Annotated in this window: 15 protein-coding genes; 9 read left to right on the forward strand and 6 right to left on the reverse strand. The window is 69.1% G+C overall.

Going from position 1 to position 14,516, the window contains the following annotated elements:
• The first annotated feature begins 34 nt into the window (after positions 1-34).
• Complete coding sequence (locus tag G361_RS44195; RefSeq protein WP_019928880.1) at positions 35-988, forward strand: ATP-binding cassette domain-containing protein; 954 nt, start codon at positions 35-37, stop codon at positions 986-988.
• A 57-nt stretch (positions 989-1,045) separates the two neighbouring features.
• Here G361_RS44195 and G361_RS0119990 read toward each other — a convergent pair whose 3' ends face one another.
• On the reverse strand, positions 1,046-1,774 hold the full coding sequence (locus G361_RS0119990) for a DUF4389 domain-containing protein (protein ID WP_019928881.1): 729 nt from the start codon (positions 1,772-1,774) through the stop codon (positions 1,046-1,048).
• Between the two features lie 271 nt (positions 1,775-2,045).
• Here G361_RS0119990 and G361_RS47075 point away from each other — a divergent pair, with 271 nt between their 5' ends.
• From G361_RS47075 to G361_RS0120010, 4 genes are read left to right on the forward strand one after another with little or no spacing between them, the layout of a single operon-like run.
• Positions 2,046-5,165: a nitrate- and nitrite sensing domain-containing protein gene (locus tag G361_RS47075; protein ID WP_231386932.1), complete on the forward strand. Its 3,120-nt coding sequence runs from the start codon at positions 2,046-2,048 to the stop codon at positions 5,163-5,165.
• Entirely contained in the window at positions 5,162-5,590 is a 429-nt protein-coding gene (locus G361_RS0120000) for a roadblock/LC7 domain-containing protein (protein WP_019928882.1), read from the forward strand. The genes G361_RS47075 and G361_RS0120000 overlap by 4 nt, the downstream gene beginning before the upstream one ends.
• Positions 5,587-6,012, forward strand: coding sequence for a DUF742 domain-containing protein (locus G361_RS0120005; protein WP_019928883.1), 426 nt, complete (start codon positions 5,587-5,589; stop codon positions 6,010-6,012). The genes G361_RS0120000 and G361_RS0120005 overlap by 4 nt, the downstream gene beginning before the upstream one ends.
• 34 nt (positions 6,013-6,046) lie before the next feature.
• Positions 6,047-6,601 (forward strand): ATP/GTP-binding protein, encoded by a 555-nt coding sequence (locus G361_RS0120010; RefSeq protein ID WP_052172686.1) that lies wholly within the window; start codon positions 6,047-6,049, stop codon positions 6,599-6,601.
• An 18-nt stretch (positions 6,602-6,619) separates the two neighbouring features.
• Here the strand turns inward: G361_RS0120010 and G361_RS0120015 are convergent, their stop codons facing one another.
• Positions 6,620-6,940 (reverse strand): hypothetical protein, encoded by a 321-nt coding sequence (locus tag G361_RS0120015; RefSeq protein WP_019928885.1) that lies wholly within the window; start codon positions 6,938-6,940, stop codon positions 6,620-6,622.
• Positions 6,941-7,349: 409 nt separating this feature from the next.
• On the opposite strand from G361_RS0120015, the gene G361_RS0120020 reads away from it, so the two are divergent.
• Complete coding sequence (locus tag G361_RS0120020) at positions 7,350-7,919, forward strand: DUF4254 domain-containing protein (RefSeq protein WP_019928886.1); 570 nt, start codon at positions 7,350-7,352, stop codon at positions 7,917-7,919.
• Between the two features lie 9 nt (positions 7,920-7,928).
• Here the strand turns inward: G361_RS0120020 and G361_RS0120025 are convergent, their stop codons facing one another.
• The 3 genes from G361_RS0120025 to G361_RS0120035 are packed head-to-tail and all read right to left on the reverse strand — an operon-like array spanning position 7,929 to position 10,526.
• Positions 7,929-8,252 (reverse strand): hypothetical protein, encoded by a 324-nt coding sequence (locus G361_RS0120025; RefSeq protein WP_019928887.1) that lies wholly within the window; start codon positions 8,250-8,252, stop codon positions 7,929-7,931.
• Positions 8,252-9,430: an acyl-CoA desaturase gene (locus G361_RS0120030; RefSeq protein WP_019928888.1), complete on the reverse strand. Its 1,179-nt coding sequence runs from the start codon at positions 9,428-9,430 to the stop codon at positions 8,252-8,254. Before G361_RS0120030 ends, G361_RS0120025 begins: the two co-directional genes overlap by 1 nt.
• Positions 9,431-9,461: 31 nt before the next feature.
• Positions 9,462-10,526, reverse strand: coding sequence for a ferredoxin reductase (locus G361_RS0120035; protein ID WP_019928889.1), 1,065 nt, complete (start codon positions 10,524-10,526; stop codon positions 9,462-9,464).
• A 195-nt stretch (positions 10,527-10,721) separates the two neighbouring features.
• On the opposite strand from G361_RS0120035, the gene G361_RS0120040 reads away from it, so the two are divergent.
• Positions 10,722-11,339: a TetR family transcriptional regulator gene (locus tag G361_RS0120040; RefSeq protein ID WP_081635531.1), complete on the forward strand. Its 618-nt coding sequence runs from the start codon at positions 10,722-10,724 to the stop codon at positions 11,337-11,339.
• A 21-nt stretch (positions 11,340-11,360) separates the two neighbouring features.
• Here the strand turns inward: G361_RS0120040 and G361_RS0120045 are convergent, their stop codons facing one another.
• On the reverse strand, positions 11,361-12,281 hold the full coding sequence (locus G361_RS0120045) for a helix-turn-helix transcriptional regulator (RefSeq protein WP_019928891.1): 921 nt from the start codon (positions 12,279-12,281) through the stop codon (positions 11,361-11,363).
• 102 nt (positions 12,282-12,383) lie between these two features.
• On the opposite strand from G361_RS0120045, the gene G361_RS0120050 reads away from it, so the two are divergent.
• Together G361_RS0120050 and G361_RS0120055 are read left to right on the forward strand one after the other, a co-directional pair.
• On the forward strand, positions 12,384-13,796 hold the full coding sequence (locus tag G361_RS0120050) for an MFS transporter (protein ID WP_081635431.1): 1,413 nt from the start codon (positions 12,384-12,386) through the stop codon (positions 13,794-13,796).
• Positions 13,797-13,963: 167 nt separating this feature from the next.
• Positions 13,964-14,512: a PadR family transcriptional regulator gene (locus G361_RS0120055; protein ID WP_019928893.1), complete on the forward strand. Its 549-nt coding sequence runs from the start codon at positions 13,964-13,966 to the stop codon at positions 14,510-14,512.
• The last annotated feature ends 4 nt before the right edge of the window (positions 14,513-14,516 follow it).

Here is a 14,516-nt window from a genome sequence, read left to right on the forward strand (position 1 = left end):
CAGGCGCCGTGAGACGATCACGGCGGTCGACCGGATGAGCTTCAGCGTCGAATCCGGCGCGGCCGTCGGCTATATCGGCGCCAACGGCGCCGGCAAGTCCACCACCATCAAGATGCTCACCGGCATCCTGGTCCCGACTGCGGGGACGGTGCACACCTGCGGCCTGGAACCGGTGCGGCAGCGCCGGGAGCTGGCGGGCCGGATCGGGGTGGTGTTCGGCCAGCGCTCACAACTGTGGTGGGATCTGCCGCTGCGCGAATCGTTCACCATCCTCGCCGCGATCCACCGGCTCGAACCCGACGGCGCCCGCAAGCGCACCCACGAACTGGTCGAGCAGCTGGAGATGGCCGAAACCCTCGACACCCCCGTCCGCCAGCTCTCGCTCGGTCAGCGAATGCGCGCGGAAATCGCTGCGGCGCTTCTTCATTCGCCCGAGTTACTGATCCTCGACGAGCCGACCATCGGACTCGACGTACTGTCCAAACAACGACTACGCGAATTCCTCAGCTACGAGCGGATCCAGCGCGGCACCACCCTGTTGCTGACCACCCACGACATGGGCGATATCGAGCGGCTGTGCGAGCGGGTACTGGTCGTGGACCACGGCCGCCTGGTCTACGACGGCACGCTGACCGGACTCGCGCGCACCGTCGGGGTGCGCCGGGTGCTGGTGGTCGACCTCACCGGCCCCACCGCCGAACTCGACGGCCTGCCCGGCGCCCAGCTGATCGCCAGCGAGGGCGGCGGTATCCGGCAGCGGCTGGCGTTCGACGCCGAAACCACCACCGCCGCACAGCTTCTCACCGCGGTATCGGCACGCGCCGAGGTGCGCGATCTGTCCATCGAGGAGCCCGATATCGACGATGTGGTGCGGCGCATCTACGAATCCCGCATGCCGGACCTCCGACCGGCCCGCATCGTCGCGCCCGTGGCCACCGCCGCGGCCGCCCGCGCCCCGCTGCGCGCGCCGGGCCGGCCGCACGGCTGAATCCGCCCGGCGACACGACCGCGCCCCGGCGAACCGGGGCGCGGAGGTAGACGAAAGTTACTGTTGCTCAGTCGGTTCGGTCGTATCCGGCCCGGGTTGCGCCGGTTCCGGCGCCGGCTCACGCGCGCCCTGATCCAGCCGGAAGGGCGGATACTCGTCGGTGAACAGCGAGGCGTAGCCGCGCACCCGGATCGACCACCGATACACGCCCACCAGCAGCGCGAAGACACCACCGGGGTACCGGCCGGTGCACAGCAGCGCGAATCCCGCCACCAGGAACAGCACGGCCGCCAGCGAGATCATCGCAACGCCGCCACCGTGGTGATGATGATGGTGGCCGCCGCCCATCCAGCGCATGCCGCCCCCGGTGAGCGCCGCGACGATCAGATACTGCGGCAGCGCCAGCAGCCACCATTTGATCAGGACCAGCCAGCGATTGAGCCGTTCCGGATAATCGACCTCGACATCGGCCGGATAATCGGCGCGCGCGCCGAGGCTGAACGGCGGATAGCGGTCGGTGCCCAGCGCCCCCGCGTAGAACCGCACCCGCCAACTCCAGCGCAGCACACCCACATTGAAGTCGAAAAGGCCGCGCGGGTAACGGCCGGTGAACAGAATCGCGAAGAACGCGATCACGGTGACGACGAAGTAGGCGATGTACAGGAAAATCAGAACCACGATGTGCGGAATCGCCAGAATCCACTTGATGATCCATTGCCAGCGCGAGAGCGCCGGATCGAGATCACCGCGGACACGAATCGGATAGACGGGACTGCCGGAAGACATGATCGCGCACCTCCAGGGATTTCGGGCTCGACGATGAGCCCGCGTGCGAAATCAATTGTTTCGCATTCCCGCGCGCACTACACCGGGTCGGCCACAGTCGACACCGCACTGTGCCCATAGCGTCCGGCGTGTCGAGTTCAGTGTGTCACATGGGCCTTCGGCCCGGGTGAGGTGCCTGTCTTGCAAATCCGACCCGCATGTGTCAGGTTGCTTCTGATTCTCCGGACCGGGCGACCGGAGGCCGTGTATCAGCGGGAAACAAGGAGAACACGTGCAATTCCGTCGAGCACCTCTGTTGCCGGCCGATGGCGACCGCCGGCGGAGGCGCCTGCCCACCATCCGCGGTCAGCTGACCCGGATGCTGATGGTGTCGGTGGTGCTGGTGCTCGCCCTGCTGGCCGTGATCGTCGTGGACGTGTCCGGCCGCTACCGGGCCTCGCAGGACACCGTGCGCGCGATCGGATTGGCCTCCGCGGTGCAGGATTTCGTGCACGAGGCCCAGCGCGAGCGCGGGCTGTCGGTCGGCGTGGCCGACGGGCAGAACTCGATGCACGACCAGCTGATCGGCCAGCGGGGCGCCGTCGACGCCGCCCGCCGCGCGCTCGACACCGCCCTCGCCGACGGCGGCGTGCCCGGTAACTCGGAGGTGCGCTCGGCGTTGCAGCAGTTCGCCGGCCTCACCGCCACCCGGGCCGATCTCGACACCCATCGCATCGACGCCACCCGGGTCTTCCGTTTCTATACCGACGCCATCGCCGCCGTGCAGCGGGTGCGGCCGGGCGCCGACCTGGCCCGCGACACCGATCTGTGGCGGGATCTGCAGGCGCTGTACGCCCTCGGCGATCTGAAGGAGTACACCGGCCAGACCCGTGGCTTCCTCAACGGCGTCTTCGCCAAGGACGGGTTCGACCAGGGCGAATACGTCCAGTTCAGCGATATCCGCGGTCTGCGGCAGGCCGCGCAGGCCGATTTCGTCCGCGATGCCACCGCCGCGCAGCGGGCCCGGCTCGACGCCGTGTTCCGCAGCGAGAACGCCGGTCGCGCAGCCGCTTCCGAGGGCGTGGCGATCGCCTCCTCGGACGGCCCGCTGACCCGGTCGATCGACCCGAACATCTGGTGGGCCAACATGTCCGGGCTCATCGACGCCGAACGGGACGTGCAGCGTTCGGTCGCCGCCGACACCGTGCACCGCGCCGAGCACCTGCGCAATCTGGCCGGTATCCAGCTCATCGGCTGCCTGGCCGTGGCGCTGCTGGCCCTGCTGGCGCAGATCGCGGTGACCATCGCGACGGTGCGCTCGATCGCACGGCCGCTCACCGCGCTGGCGAACGAGGCGGACGAGGTCGCGGGCCACCGTCTGCCGGAACTGATCTCGGCCTGGCAGGCCGAGGCCGAACCGGCGCCACCGGAACCGATCCGCACGAAGGCCCGCGCCTCCGCCGAGATCGCCTCCGTCGCACAGGCACTCGACCGGGTGCAGACCACCGCCTTCGAACTCGCCTCGCAGCAGGCGTTGTTGCGGCACAACACCTCCGAATCGCTGGCGAATCTGGGGCGGCGCAACCAGAATCTGGTCCGCCGCCAGCTCGGCCTGATCAGTCAGTTCGAGCAGGAGGAGCTCGATCCCAAGGCCCTGGCCAACATGTTCGAGCTCGATCATCTGGCAACTCGGATGCGCCGCAACGCCGAAAGCCTGCTGGTGCTGGTGGGTGAGGCCAGTCCGCGGCGCTGGACCGAGTCGATCGCGCTGACCGATGTCATCCGCGCCGCGCTGTCCGAGGTCGAGGACTATCGCCGGGTGATCCTGCGCCGCGTCGACGACGTGCCGGTCGCGGGTTCGTCGGTCAGCGAGCTGGCGCATATGGTCGCCGAGCTCATCGAGAACGGATTGGCCTTCTCCCCACCGGATCTGGAGGTGGAGATCTACGGTCGCCGCCTCGGCCGCCAGTACATGCTCGCGGTGGTCGACCACGGCGTCGGCATGCCGCCGGAGGCGCTGGCGGAGGCCAACTCCCGGCTGCGCGGCGAGACCGACTTCCTGCTGGCGCCCACCCGCTACCTCGGCCACTACGTCGTCGGCCGCTTGGCCGCCCGGCTCGGGGTGGAGGTGGAGCTGACGGTGTCGCCGGTCAGTGGCGTGGTGGCCCGGATGCTGCTGCCCGCCGAGCTCCTGGCCGAACCGCCCGCGGTCACCGAGGGTAAGCCGGAACCGCTCCGGGGCGTGAAGGCCGAGTCGCTCCCGGGAATCGCGAAACCGCAGTCGATCCCGGCGGCGCCGCCGTCGAGCCCGCCGGCGCGGACCGAGCCGGCCGGCCCGGACCGGCACCGCAGAATCGCCGCGGCCGAACCGCGATCGGTCACCGCGGCGGAACCGCGCCACGGCACCGCGACCGATTTGCGCACCGCCGCCGCGGCGGAGTTGCGCAGTGCCACGACATCGGAGCCCCGCGCTGCCACCGCCTCCGAGCTGCGTGCCGCGACCGCGGCCGAACTGCGGGCCGTCACCGCGCCGGAATCGCGCGGTACCACCGTGCCGGAGTCGCGCACCGCGACCGCACCCGAGTCGCGCACCGCCACCACGGCCGAGTCGCCCGGAGTCGCTGCCGACCGGTCGTACCGGTCCGCGACGTCCGAGCCACGGAAAACCACTGCGGCCCAGCCGCACCGGGGCGCCGCATCCGAGCCGCACGCGGCCGGCCCCGGGCCCCAGCCGAGGCCGGCCGCCGCGAATCCGGCCGCGCCGGAGCCGGTTCCGCCGCGCGCCGGGATACCGTTGTCCCCGCTCGGTGATCCCGTACCCGCATCCCCGGCCGGGACGATCGTGCCGGGCGAGGCGCTCGTCATCGACGCCACCGGATTCACCGTGCACGACGAGGCCATCCACCGCGTCCCCGACCACGCACCGCCGCTGGCGGATCGGCCACACCAGGAACAAGCGCAGGACCGACCACGGAAGGACACCGTGCCCGCGATCAACGGACACGTTCATCCGGATCGCGGACCCCGCCCCGATCCGTTCCCGACCATGCCCGCGGGTCCGTTCAAGGACCAGCTGGAAGCCGCTGTCACGCAACGGCACGAGGCCGAATCGTTCCGGACCGGTTCCTGGCCGGCCGTGGGCGTCCCGGGCGGCCCCGACGTCGCCCGAACTCGCAACGGTCTCGTCAAGCGCGCCAAGAAGAATCGCGATAACGTACCTACCGACCGGACTGTGCGTACGCCTAGGCCGCCGGCCGATCCTGCCGCGGATCGCTCCCCCGAGCAGATACGCGGTATGCTGGCGGACTTCCGGGCCGGTCACCAACGTGGCGAGCGCACCGGTGCGCCCGACACGCGTGCCGATGAGCGGCAATGGATTCCTGCTTCGACGACCCAGGAGGAAACCAGGTGACCACGCACCTCCAGGACTCCGGTCCGCATACCTTCAACTGGCTGCTGGCCGATTTCGTCCGTACCACCGCGGGAGTTCGCGACGCCGTCGCGGTCTCCTCGGACGGCCTGCTGATGGCCATGTCGGACGGCCTGGACCGCACCGGCGCCGATCGCCTCGCCGCGATGGTGTCCGGATTGGTGAGCCTCGGCCGGAGTGCCTCGCGCAGTTACGAGTTCGACGGCCTGAAACTGATCATGATCGAGATGCGCCGCGGCTTCCTGCTGGTGTCCGCGATCGCCGACGGCAGCTGCATCGGCGTGATCGCCGACAGCGAGGGCGATGTCGGGCTGATCGGCTATCAGATGGCGGTGCTGGCCGACCGCGCCGGCGCGCTGCTCACCCCCGCCCTGATCTCCGAACTCCGGGAGTCCCTGCGCAGATGACCGAGCCACCGCGGCTGCCCGACCCCCGGATGAGTCCACCCGGTCGTCCCGAAACCTGGTCCGGCGCACCGGATCAGGACGATGAGTATGCGCCCGGGGAACAGGGCCCCGTGGTCCGTCCCTTCCTGATGACCGGTGGCCGGACCATTCCGTTGGTCGATGGTCTGCGTCTGGAATCCATGGTCTATGCTGCACCCGCCGCGCTGTCGGCGCCGCTGCGGTTCGAACAACATGCGGTGGTGCGGTTGTGTCAACAGCCGCACTCCGTTGCCGAAGTCTCCGCGGCGCTCCGCGTTCCGATCGGTGTGGCCCGCGTCGTGGTCAGCGATCTGGTGACCTCCGGATATGTGTCGGTCAGCGCCGCCGACGAATTGTCCATCGACGCCATCGAGAGGATCAGGGACCTTGTACGGGCACTCTGACAGCCCCACACCACCACAGCCGACGACGTCGTCGGTGAAAATTGTCATCAGCGGCGGCTTCGGAGTGGGGAAGACGACCTTCATCGGCGCGATCTCCGAGATCGAGCCGCTGGCCACCGAAGCGGCGATGACCGAGGTGTCGGTCGGCGTCGACGATCCCGGTGTGCTGGCCAACAAGACCACCACCACGGTGGCACTCGACTTCGGCCGGATCACCCTGGATCGCACCCTGGTGCTGTACCTGTTCGGCACACCGGGCCAGGAACGCTTCGAATTCCTGTGGGACGACCTGGCCGACGGCGCACTGGGCGCGGTCATCATCGTCGACACCTCACGGGTGCAGGACTGCTACCCGGTGCTGGACTTCTTCGAGCAGCGCAAGACCCCGTTCGTGGTGGCGGTCAACAAGTTCGAGGGTGGTTCCCGCTTCGATCTCGACGAGGTGCGGGAGGCGCTGGACCTCGACGACGAGCTGTGCCTGATCGAATGCGACGCCCGCAACCGGGAGTCGGTCAAGCAGGTGCTGGTGGCCCTGCTGGAACAGGTACTGCTGCAACGACTCTCCGGCACCCAGGCCCGGATCGGCTGAGCGGACCCGGGTCCGGCGTCATCGGCCGCCGGGCCCGTCCGACGAGTACAGCGAGACCTCCCCGCTCTCGCCCAGGAACGCGTTGACCAGCATGGTGCCGTCCGCGGCCAGCTGTTCGGTCGCCGGGGCGGCGGTGGTGATCGAGATGTACCCGACGGCCGCCCAATTCACCACGTAGCGCTCCGGCGGTCCGTCCGCGCCGGACATGTGGGCCAGGCGGAACACCGATACCGCGCGGCGTTCCACGAGGCTCCGGACCACCTCGGCGATCCGCTCCGGATCTTCCAGCGCGAACAGGAAGCCGAAGCGCAGTTCCGGCGAGGATACGTAGGCGGGCACGAGGATCCACGCTATCGGACCGGCCGGGCCCAGCCGGCGAGCGAAACCGGTTTCGGCGGGACCACTCCGGGGAATCCCTCGGGGACCCGCCCCGGGCGGCGATCTCCGTTCTTGGCGATCATGTGACCGTGCCGTAATGGACTATAACGATTGCCAGGCAGCTTCGGCTTTTGCGCCGGTGACCCGTTGCGCCGGTCCGTGCGACGCGCTTTCCTGATTATGTCCTGCTATGACGGATCGTCCTCCCGCATCGTCGCGGATTTCCCGGTTTCTGCACCGTGAGCGTTTGCTGGGTGGTCATCGTGTCCGGACCACGCGGGACTACGCCGGAGCCGAGGAGCGCCCCTCCCCCGAAAACCTCCTCGGCCCTGGCGTATCCAGTCGATCGCTGTCTCGAGGGTGGGAAATCATGGCGACCGAGTATCCCGGCGTGCGCGCCGGAACCGGTGAGCTGCCGTCCACGACGGAAGTGCTACAGGCATTCCGCCCGACCGGCGATCGGCATTCCGGACATCAGCTGCTCGAGGCCGCGCACCGGCTGGCGCGCTGCCACGAATTGCGCTGGCGCACGCAGCAGGCCGCGCAGGCGCCGGACGCGTCGGAGCTACGGGTGGCGACCGCCCGCCACGTACTCGACGAGATCGACCGCGACCGCGCGTCGCAGGTGGACCGCATCGACTCGTGGGTCGCCGAGCACATCGTGCACCGGGAGGGCGCCTCGATGCACACCGAGACCCTCGGCGCCGTGATCGATCGGCTGGCCGCGAAATGGGTTGCGGCACAACAGGCCCTGGGCCTCCCGAGTGCGGTGCCGGAACCCCCGGCGGATACGCCGGGCGGTGTCCGGCAGCGCCTGGTGCAGCACGGCGTGAGCGGCGAGGCGCGCCTGCACTGGGTGCGCCTCGCCGAATTGGTCGACGGCTACCGGGATCTGATCACCGACGTGGTCGAGCGACGGCGGCGGTTACCCGTGTTCTGAGCCGGGCGGTCAGTGCCCGTCCGGGTCGACGATGACCGTCTCGGCGTCGATGACGGGCTGTGCGGCGGTCGGGTGGGTCTCCGGGGCCGGGTCGTCGAGCAGGACGTCGGGCTCGCTGCGACCCTGGTTCACCGGCGCGGCGGCCCGGCGGTCGGCCTCGGCCGCGGCGGCCGCCTCGCGCATCTCGATCGCATCCGTGACCCATTCGCCGATCTCGCGCGTAACCTCGGCGACCGTGCCGGTGATGATGGTGGCGATATTGCCGACGCGCCGCGCTCCGGACGACGTCAATTCCTGAATCAGGTCCTTGTTGCGCTCGAATTTTCCGAACATCACCCGTCCGCTTCGCTCGATTCACGCTTGCGCCTCACGATAACACCGGGCCCGGATTTCGACGGAACGAGCGACGGCGGCAGCGCCAGCCGGAAGATCTTTCCCCATACCTCGCCGATCTGCTTGCGCAGCGGCCCGGTGTGATACGGCAGCCCGTATTTCTCACACAGCGCGCGCACCTCCGGAGCGATCTCCGGATACCGATTCGCCGGCAGATCCGGGAACAGATGGTGTTCGATCTGATGCGAGAGATTGCCGGAAAAGATGTGGAACAGTCTGCTGCCGGTGATGTTCGCCGATCCCAGCATCTGCCGCACATACCATTCGCCGCGGGTCTCGTCGGCGGTCTCCTCCTCGGTGAACGTCTGTACTCCGGAGGGGAAATGGCCGCAGAAGATGATCGTGTAGGCCCAGACGTTGCGGACCAGGTTGGCCGCGACGTTCCCGGCCAGGGTGGACACGAACATCGGCCCGGACAGCAGCGGGAACACCACATAGTCCTTGAGCACCTGCTTGCCCGCCTTGCGGAACTGGCCGCGCAGCAGGCGCTTCACGTCACCCCAGGACCGCTCACCGCGGACGATGTTGTCGAACTCCAGGTCGTGCAGCATCACGCCCCATTCGAACAACATCATCAGCGCGAAGGCGTAGAGCGGATTGCCCAGGTAGTAGGGCTTCCACTCCTGGCTCTCGTCGATGCGCAGGATGCCGTAGCCGATATCGCGATCGCGGCCGTGGATGTTGGTGTAGGTGTGGTGCACGAAGTTGTGCGAATGCTTCCACTGGTCGGCCGGGCAGACCGTATCCCATTCGAAGACACGGGAATTCAGGCCCGGCTCGCGCATCCAGTCGTACTGGCCGTGCATGACGTTGTGGCCGATCTCCATGTTGTCGAGAATCTTGGAGATGCTCAGCGCCGCGACGCCGGCCAGCCAGCACGGCGGCAGGAAGCCGAGGAACAACAGGCCGCGACCGGCGAGCTCGAAACCGCGCTGCGCCTTGATGATCGAATAGATGTACTCGCGATCGCGCTGCCCCAGATCGGCGGTGAGCCGATCGCGCAGCTCGTCGAGCAGGCGGCCGATCTCCTCGACCTGTTCCGGGCCGAGTACCAGTGGGCCGTCCGCGGTCTCGGCGAGGACAGCCGGTTGGGTGGCCGTCGGTTCGATGATGGTCATGATGGTTCTCCCCTGGATATCTCGGGTCGGCTCAGACGGCGATGTCGACATCGCCGACGGCGGCGTTGATACAGAGCTGGATCGGCTGGTCCGGATCGCTGTCCAGTTCGCCGGTGCGCCGGTTGCGGGTGCAGCCGGATCGTCGGATCGCGGTGCAGGAGAAGCAGATTCCCATCCGGCAGCCGTACTCGGGGGTGAGTCCGGCCGCCTCCGCCTGTTCCAGCAGACTGGCGCCGGTGTTGTCGGTCCGGACGCCGCTGGCCGAGAAGTTCGTCGCGCCGGTCACCTCCGCGGGATCCGTGGTGATGGTCGGCAGCGTGAATTCCTCGGTGTGCACCGAGGTTTCGAGCCCCTCGGCGGCGTAGACCGCGCGCACCGCGGCCATCAGCCGCTCCGGCCCGCACACGTAGACCTGCGCGTCCCGGAACCACGGCGCGGCGCCGGCCAGCGTGTCCCGATCGAAGTATCCGGACGCACCGGATTGCGCACCCGGACAACGGATTTCGACGCGCAGCCGCGGATGCTCCCGGGCGAGGGCGGTCAGTTCCGCACGGTGCGGCACCGCCTCCGGCGTCCGCGCGTAGTGCAGGAACAGTACCTCGCCGGGATGGTCCTCGGCGGCGAGCGTGCGCAGCATCGACAGCACCGGCGTGATGCCGCTGCCGCCGCTGATCAGCACGATCCGCTCCGGTCGCGGGTCCGGCAGCACAAAGGTACCGGCCGCCGGGGTCAGATCGACCACCATGCCCGGCCGGGCCTCGCGCCACAGATAGTGCGACACCAGCCCGTCCGGATGCGCCCGGACCGTGAGCTCCAGCTCGCGGGTCCGTCCCTCGACGGTGACCGGCGAATAGCACCGGCTGTGCTTCACGCCGTCGATCACGACCGCGATCTGCACATACTGCCCGGCGAGGTGGCCGGACCAGCGCCGGGTCGGCCGCAACCGCAGGGTGACCGAACCGTTCGCGTCGTGCCGCACCCGGACGATCTCGGCGCGCAGGTCACGCACCGTCAGCGCCGGCCGGATCAGCTCGAGGTAACGGTCGATCGCATGCGGCGTGGTCAACGTCTGCACCAGGTCGACGAGTCCCACCATGGCGATATTCCCATCTTCGCTCGTATGACACCGGACTCCGAAGGCTTCTTGCGCCTCCCCCGCCGGATTTCGGTGCACATCTGTACACTCACCCAGTGTGCCCCGGTAGCGGCCGGATATTCAACCGATCCAGGTTGTGACCGGCGCAACAATCTGAACGGAAGGGTGTTCGTGAACGGATGTATGCTCACCGACATGAGCGAGGCGGTGGAGACCCGGGGCGAGCGCAAGGAGCGCACCCGGCAGGCCCTGCTGGACGGCACCCTCGCCCTCGCCGCCGATCGCGGCTTCGCGGCGCTGAGCCTGCGTGAGGTCGCCCGGACCGCCGGTATCGTGCCGACCGCGTTCTATCGGCACTTCACCTCACTGGACGAGGTCGGCACCGTCCTCGTCGACGAGGGTGTGCGCCAGATGCGGCTGGCGCTACGGCAATTGCGCCGCACCCCCGATGCGCGGCTGACCGAGACCGTGCACTTCGTCTTCGATCAGGTCGCGGGCCGGGAAGCGTTGTACGGCTTCCTGGTTCGCGAACGGCACGGCGGTTCGGCGGCGCTGCGCGAGGCGATCTCGGTGGAGCTGCAGTTGATCACCCGGGAACTGGTGGTCGATCTGTCCCGCATTCCGGCACTGGACAACTGGTCCACCGACGATCTGGAGCTGGCGGCCGATCTCATCGTCGGCACCGTCGCCGAGCACATCGCGGGTTACGTCATCGCCCGGCCCGCCGACCGCGGCGGGATCGTCGCCCGCGCGGTCGGGCAGGTGCGGCTGATCGCCCTCGGCATGGCGGCCTGGCGGTCGGCGGGGTCCTGAGCGGCCCGCCGTCGCGGAAGGTCAGGCGCCGACGCGCACGTCGTGGTCGCGCACGAGGTGCTCGCGCCACGGACGTTCCCGCTCCTCCGGCGACATCGCCAGCAGCGCACGGAGTTTCGTCCAGGCATCCGCATCGACGGGCGTGAAGATCTGCAGCCAGGCGCCGGCGATACTCGGCAGCGACATACTGGTCTGGATCATCGTCACATCCCCGGTGGCGACATTGCGGATGACCTGGTTGCGGGCCAGCGGCACCGCGACGTCGTTGCGTTCCCACAGCGCCGCGAACTGCGCGCTGCGGCCGCGCAGATCCTCGATGAAACGCAACCACTCGGGGTCGTGCAAATTCCTGGCATAGGCGCTGCGCAGGAAGCCGACCATCCGCGTGAGCCGCTCGAGGCCGCTGGCGGCGTACGGATTACAGCACGCCGGGGTGGTGAACACGTGCCGGATCACGTTGCGCTCACCGGACAGGAACAGCGGGCACAGCGCGGCGAAACCCTCGTTGTGCGCCAGCACGTCGTACCGGGACGACAGCAACACCCCCGGCAACGGCAGCAGATGATCCAGGATCACTTGCAGCTCTTCGGGAATCGGCTCCTCGGCGTGCGCACTGGGCACCGTCGGCACATCGGCGAGCCGGTACAGATGTGCTCGCTCGGCGGCGTCCAGCGCGAGCGCGCGGGCCACGGCGTCGAGCACCTGCACGCTGACATTGATGTCGCGGCCCTGTTCGAGCCACGTGTACCAGGTGACCCCGACCCCGGCCAGCTGAGCGACCTCCTCGCGCCGCAGCCCGGGTGTGCGGCGGCGCGCACCGGAAGGCAGCCCGACCTCGCTCGGGGCGATGCGGGCCCGGCGCGTCTTCAGGAAGGCACTCAACTCCCCGCGCCGCGCCTTGCGCAGCAGACGGGAATCGGTACTCACGGTCGTCTCCGGCATGCTTCCATCGTTATCGAAAATCCGTTCGGTAGCCAGGTGGTGGCACTACCAGTATCAGCAGGCTCCTGTTACCGGGATCGGGCCCGGCGCAGGATCGTTGCCATGACACGCACGCTGACCTCCCCACCGCCGGCCCCCGCCGGGCCCGGGACACCAACGCGCAGAAGGACTCTCGGTGTCCTCGCGGTGGTTCTGCTGGGCCAGTTCATGGCAGTTCTCGACGCCTCGATCGTCAATGTCGCGATCCCCTCGATCCGTACCTCGCTCGGCGCCACCGGTTCGGCGCTGCAACTCATCGTCTCCGGCTACGTCATCGCCTACGCGGTACTGCTGGTCACCGGCGCGCGCCTGGGCGACCGGTTCGGTCAGCGCACGATGTTCCTGGCCGGGCTGGCCTGGTTCACGATCGCCTCGCTGGCATGTGGCCTGGCGTGGAACGGGCTGGCGCTCATCGTGTTCCGCTTCCTCCAGGGTATCGGCGCGGCCGCCATGGTGCCGCAGGTGATGACCCTGATCCAGCGCACCTTCACCGGTCCGGCACGAGCCCGCGCGCTGTCGGCCTACGCCGCCGTGATCTCCGGTGGCGTGGTGGCCGGTCAGATCGTCGGCGGACTCATCGTCACCGGCGATGTCGCCGGAACCGGTTGGCGCGGAGTGTTTCTGGTGAACGTGCCGATCGGGCTGGCGCTGCTGGCGACCGCGCCGGCGGTGCTGCCGGCCACCGTGCGCGCGCACCGCCGGCTCGACCTGACCGGTCTGACCGTGCTGACCGCGGCGGTGCTGTTGCTGGTACTGCCGCTGGTGCTCGGCCACGAGCAGCACTGGCCGCTGTGGACCCGGCTGGCGCTGGCCGGCGCCGTGGTGGCCTTCGCGGCGTTCGTCCTCGTCGAACGGCGGGTGCACCGGCGCGGCGGCGAGCCGCTGTTCGCCGATGTCGTGCTGCGCGCCCCCGGACTGGTCCCGACCGCGGCCAACCTGCTGGTGGTGATGTGCACCTTCGGCGGCTGGATGTTCGTGATCTCGCTGTATCTGCAGGAGGCCCTGCACTACAGCGCCCTGCACGCGGGACTGGTCGGGGCGCCGATGGGCACGGTGTTCGCGGTCGCCAGCATGACCTGGTCGCGGGTGCCGGCGCGGCTGCATCCGGCGATGATCGTGTCCGGGCTGCTGCTCGGCGCCGCCACCATGGTGGTGCTGGGCCTGCGGCTCGGCGCCGGTCACGGCATGGGTGTGCCGGAACTGCTGGTGTACGCCGCGATGGGGCTCGGTTTCGCGGTGTCCTTCAGCCCCTTGACGACTCGCGCGCTGTCGAAGGTGCCACCGGCGGCGGCCTCGGATGCCAGCGGCATCCTGGTGACCTGTGTGCAGCTGGGCATCGTGATCGGAGTGGCGAGCTTCGGCTCGGTATTCCTGTCGCTGACCGGGACGGCGGCGCACGCGATCGGGGTGACCGCGATCGCCATCGGGATCACGGTCCTGGCCGCGGTCGCACTGGCGGCGCGCGCGGTCCGGTGAACCGGCCGGAACATCAGAAGGGCGTCGCACGGATCTCCCGGATCCGTCCGACGCCCTTCCCGTATCCGAGATGGTGCGAGCACCGGAGCCGATGATACCCAACGACTACCAATTGTCCCTATGCACCTGGTTGCATAGAAGCGAGATCGTCGGCTAGCCTCGCCGATATGGCCCTCGAGCACGCCCTGCTGGTGTCGCTGAGCGAGCGGGCCGGCTCGGGCTACGAGCTGGCCCGGCGCTTCGACCGATCCATCGGATTCTTCTGGAGCGCAACGCATCAGCAGATCTATCGGGTGCTCGGACGGATGGCCGAACAGGGCTGGATCAGCGGCGAGGCCGTGGCCCAGTCCGGCCGCCCGGACAAGAAGGTCTACACGGTCGCCCCGGCCGGCCGGGCCGAGCTGGCCCGCTGGATCGCCGAGCCCTCGGAGGACCTCGGGCCGCTGCGCAGCGAGCTCGGCGTCAAGATCCGCGGCGCCGCCCACGGCGACCGGGCCGCCCTGCGGGCCGAGGTGGCCCGCCACCGCGAGTCGCACGCGCAGCGCCTCGAGGTCTACCGACTCATCGAGAAACGGGATTTCCCCGATCCGGCGAACCTGTCCGGCACCGCGCTGCACCAATATCTGGTGCTGCGCGGCGGCGTCCGGGTGGAGGCCGGCTTCGTCGAATGGTGCGACGAGGTACTCGCCGCACTACCGCCCCGGGGCGAAAGGTGAACCA

Origin of the sequence: Nocardia sp. BMG111209 (assembly GCF_000381925.1) — a bacterium.
Taxonomy (GTDB): domain Bacteria; phylum Actinomycetota; class Actinomycetes; order Mycobacteriales; family Mycobacteriaceae; genus Nocardia.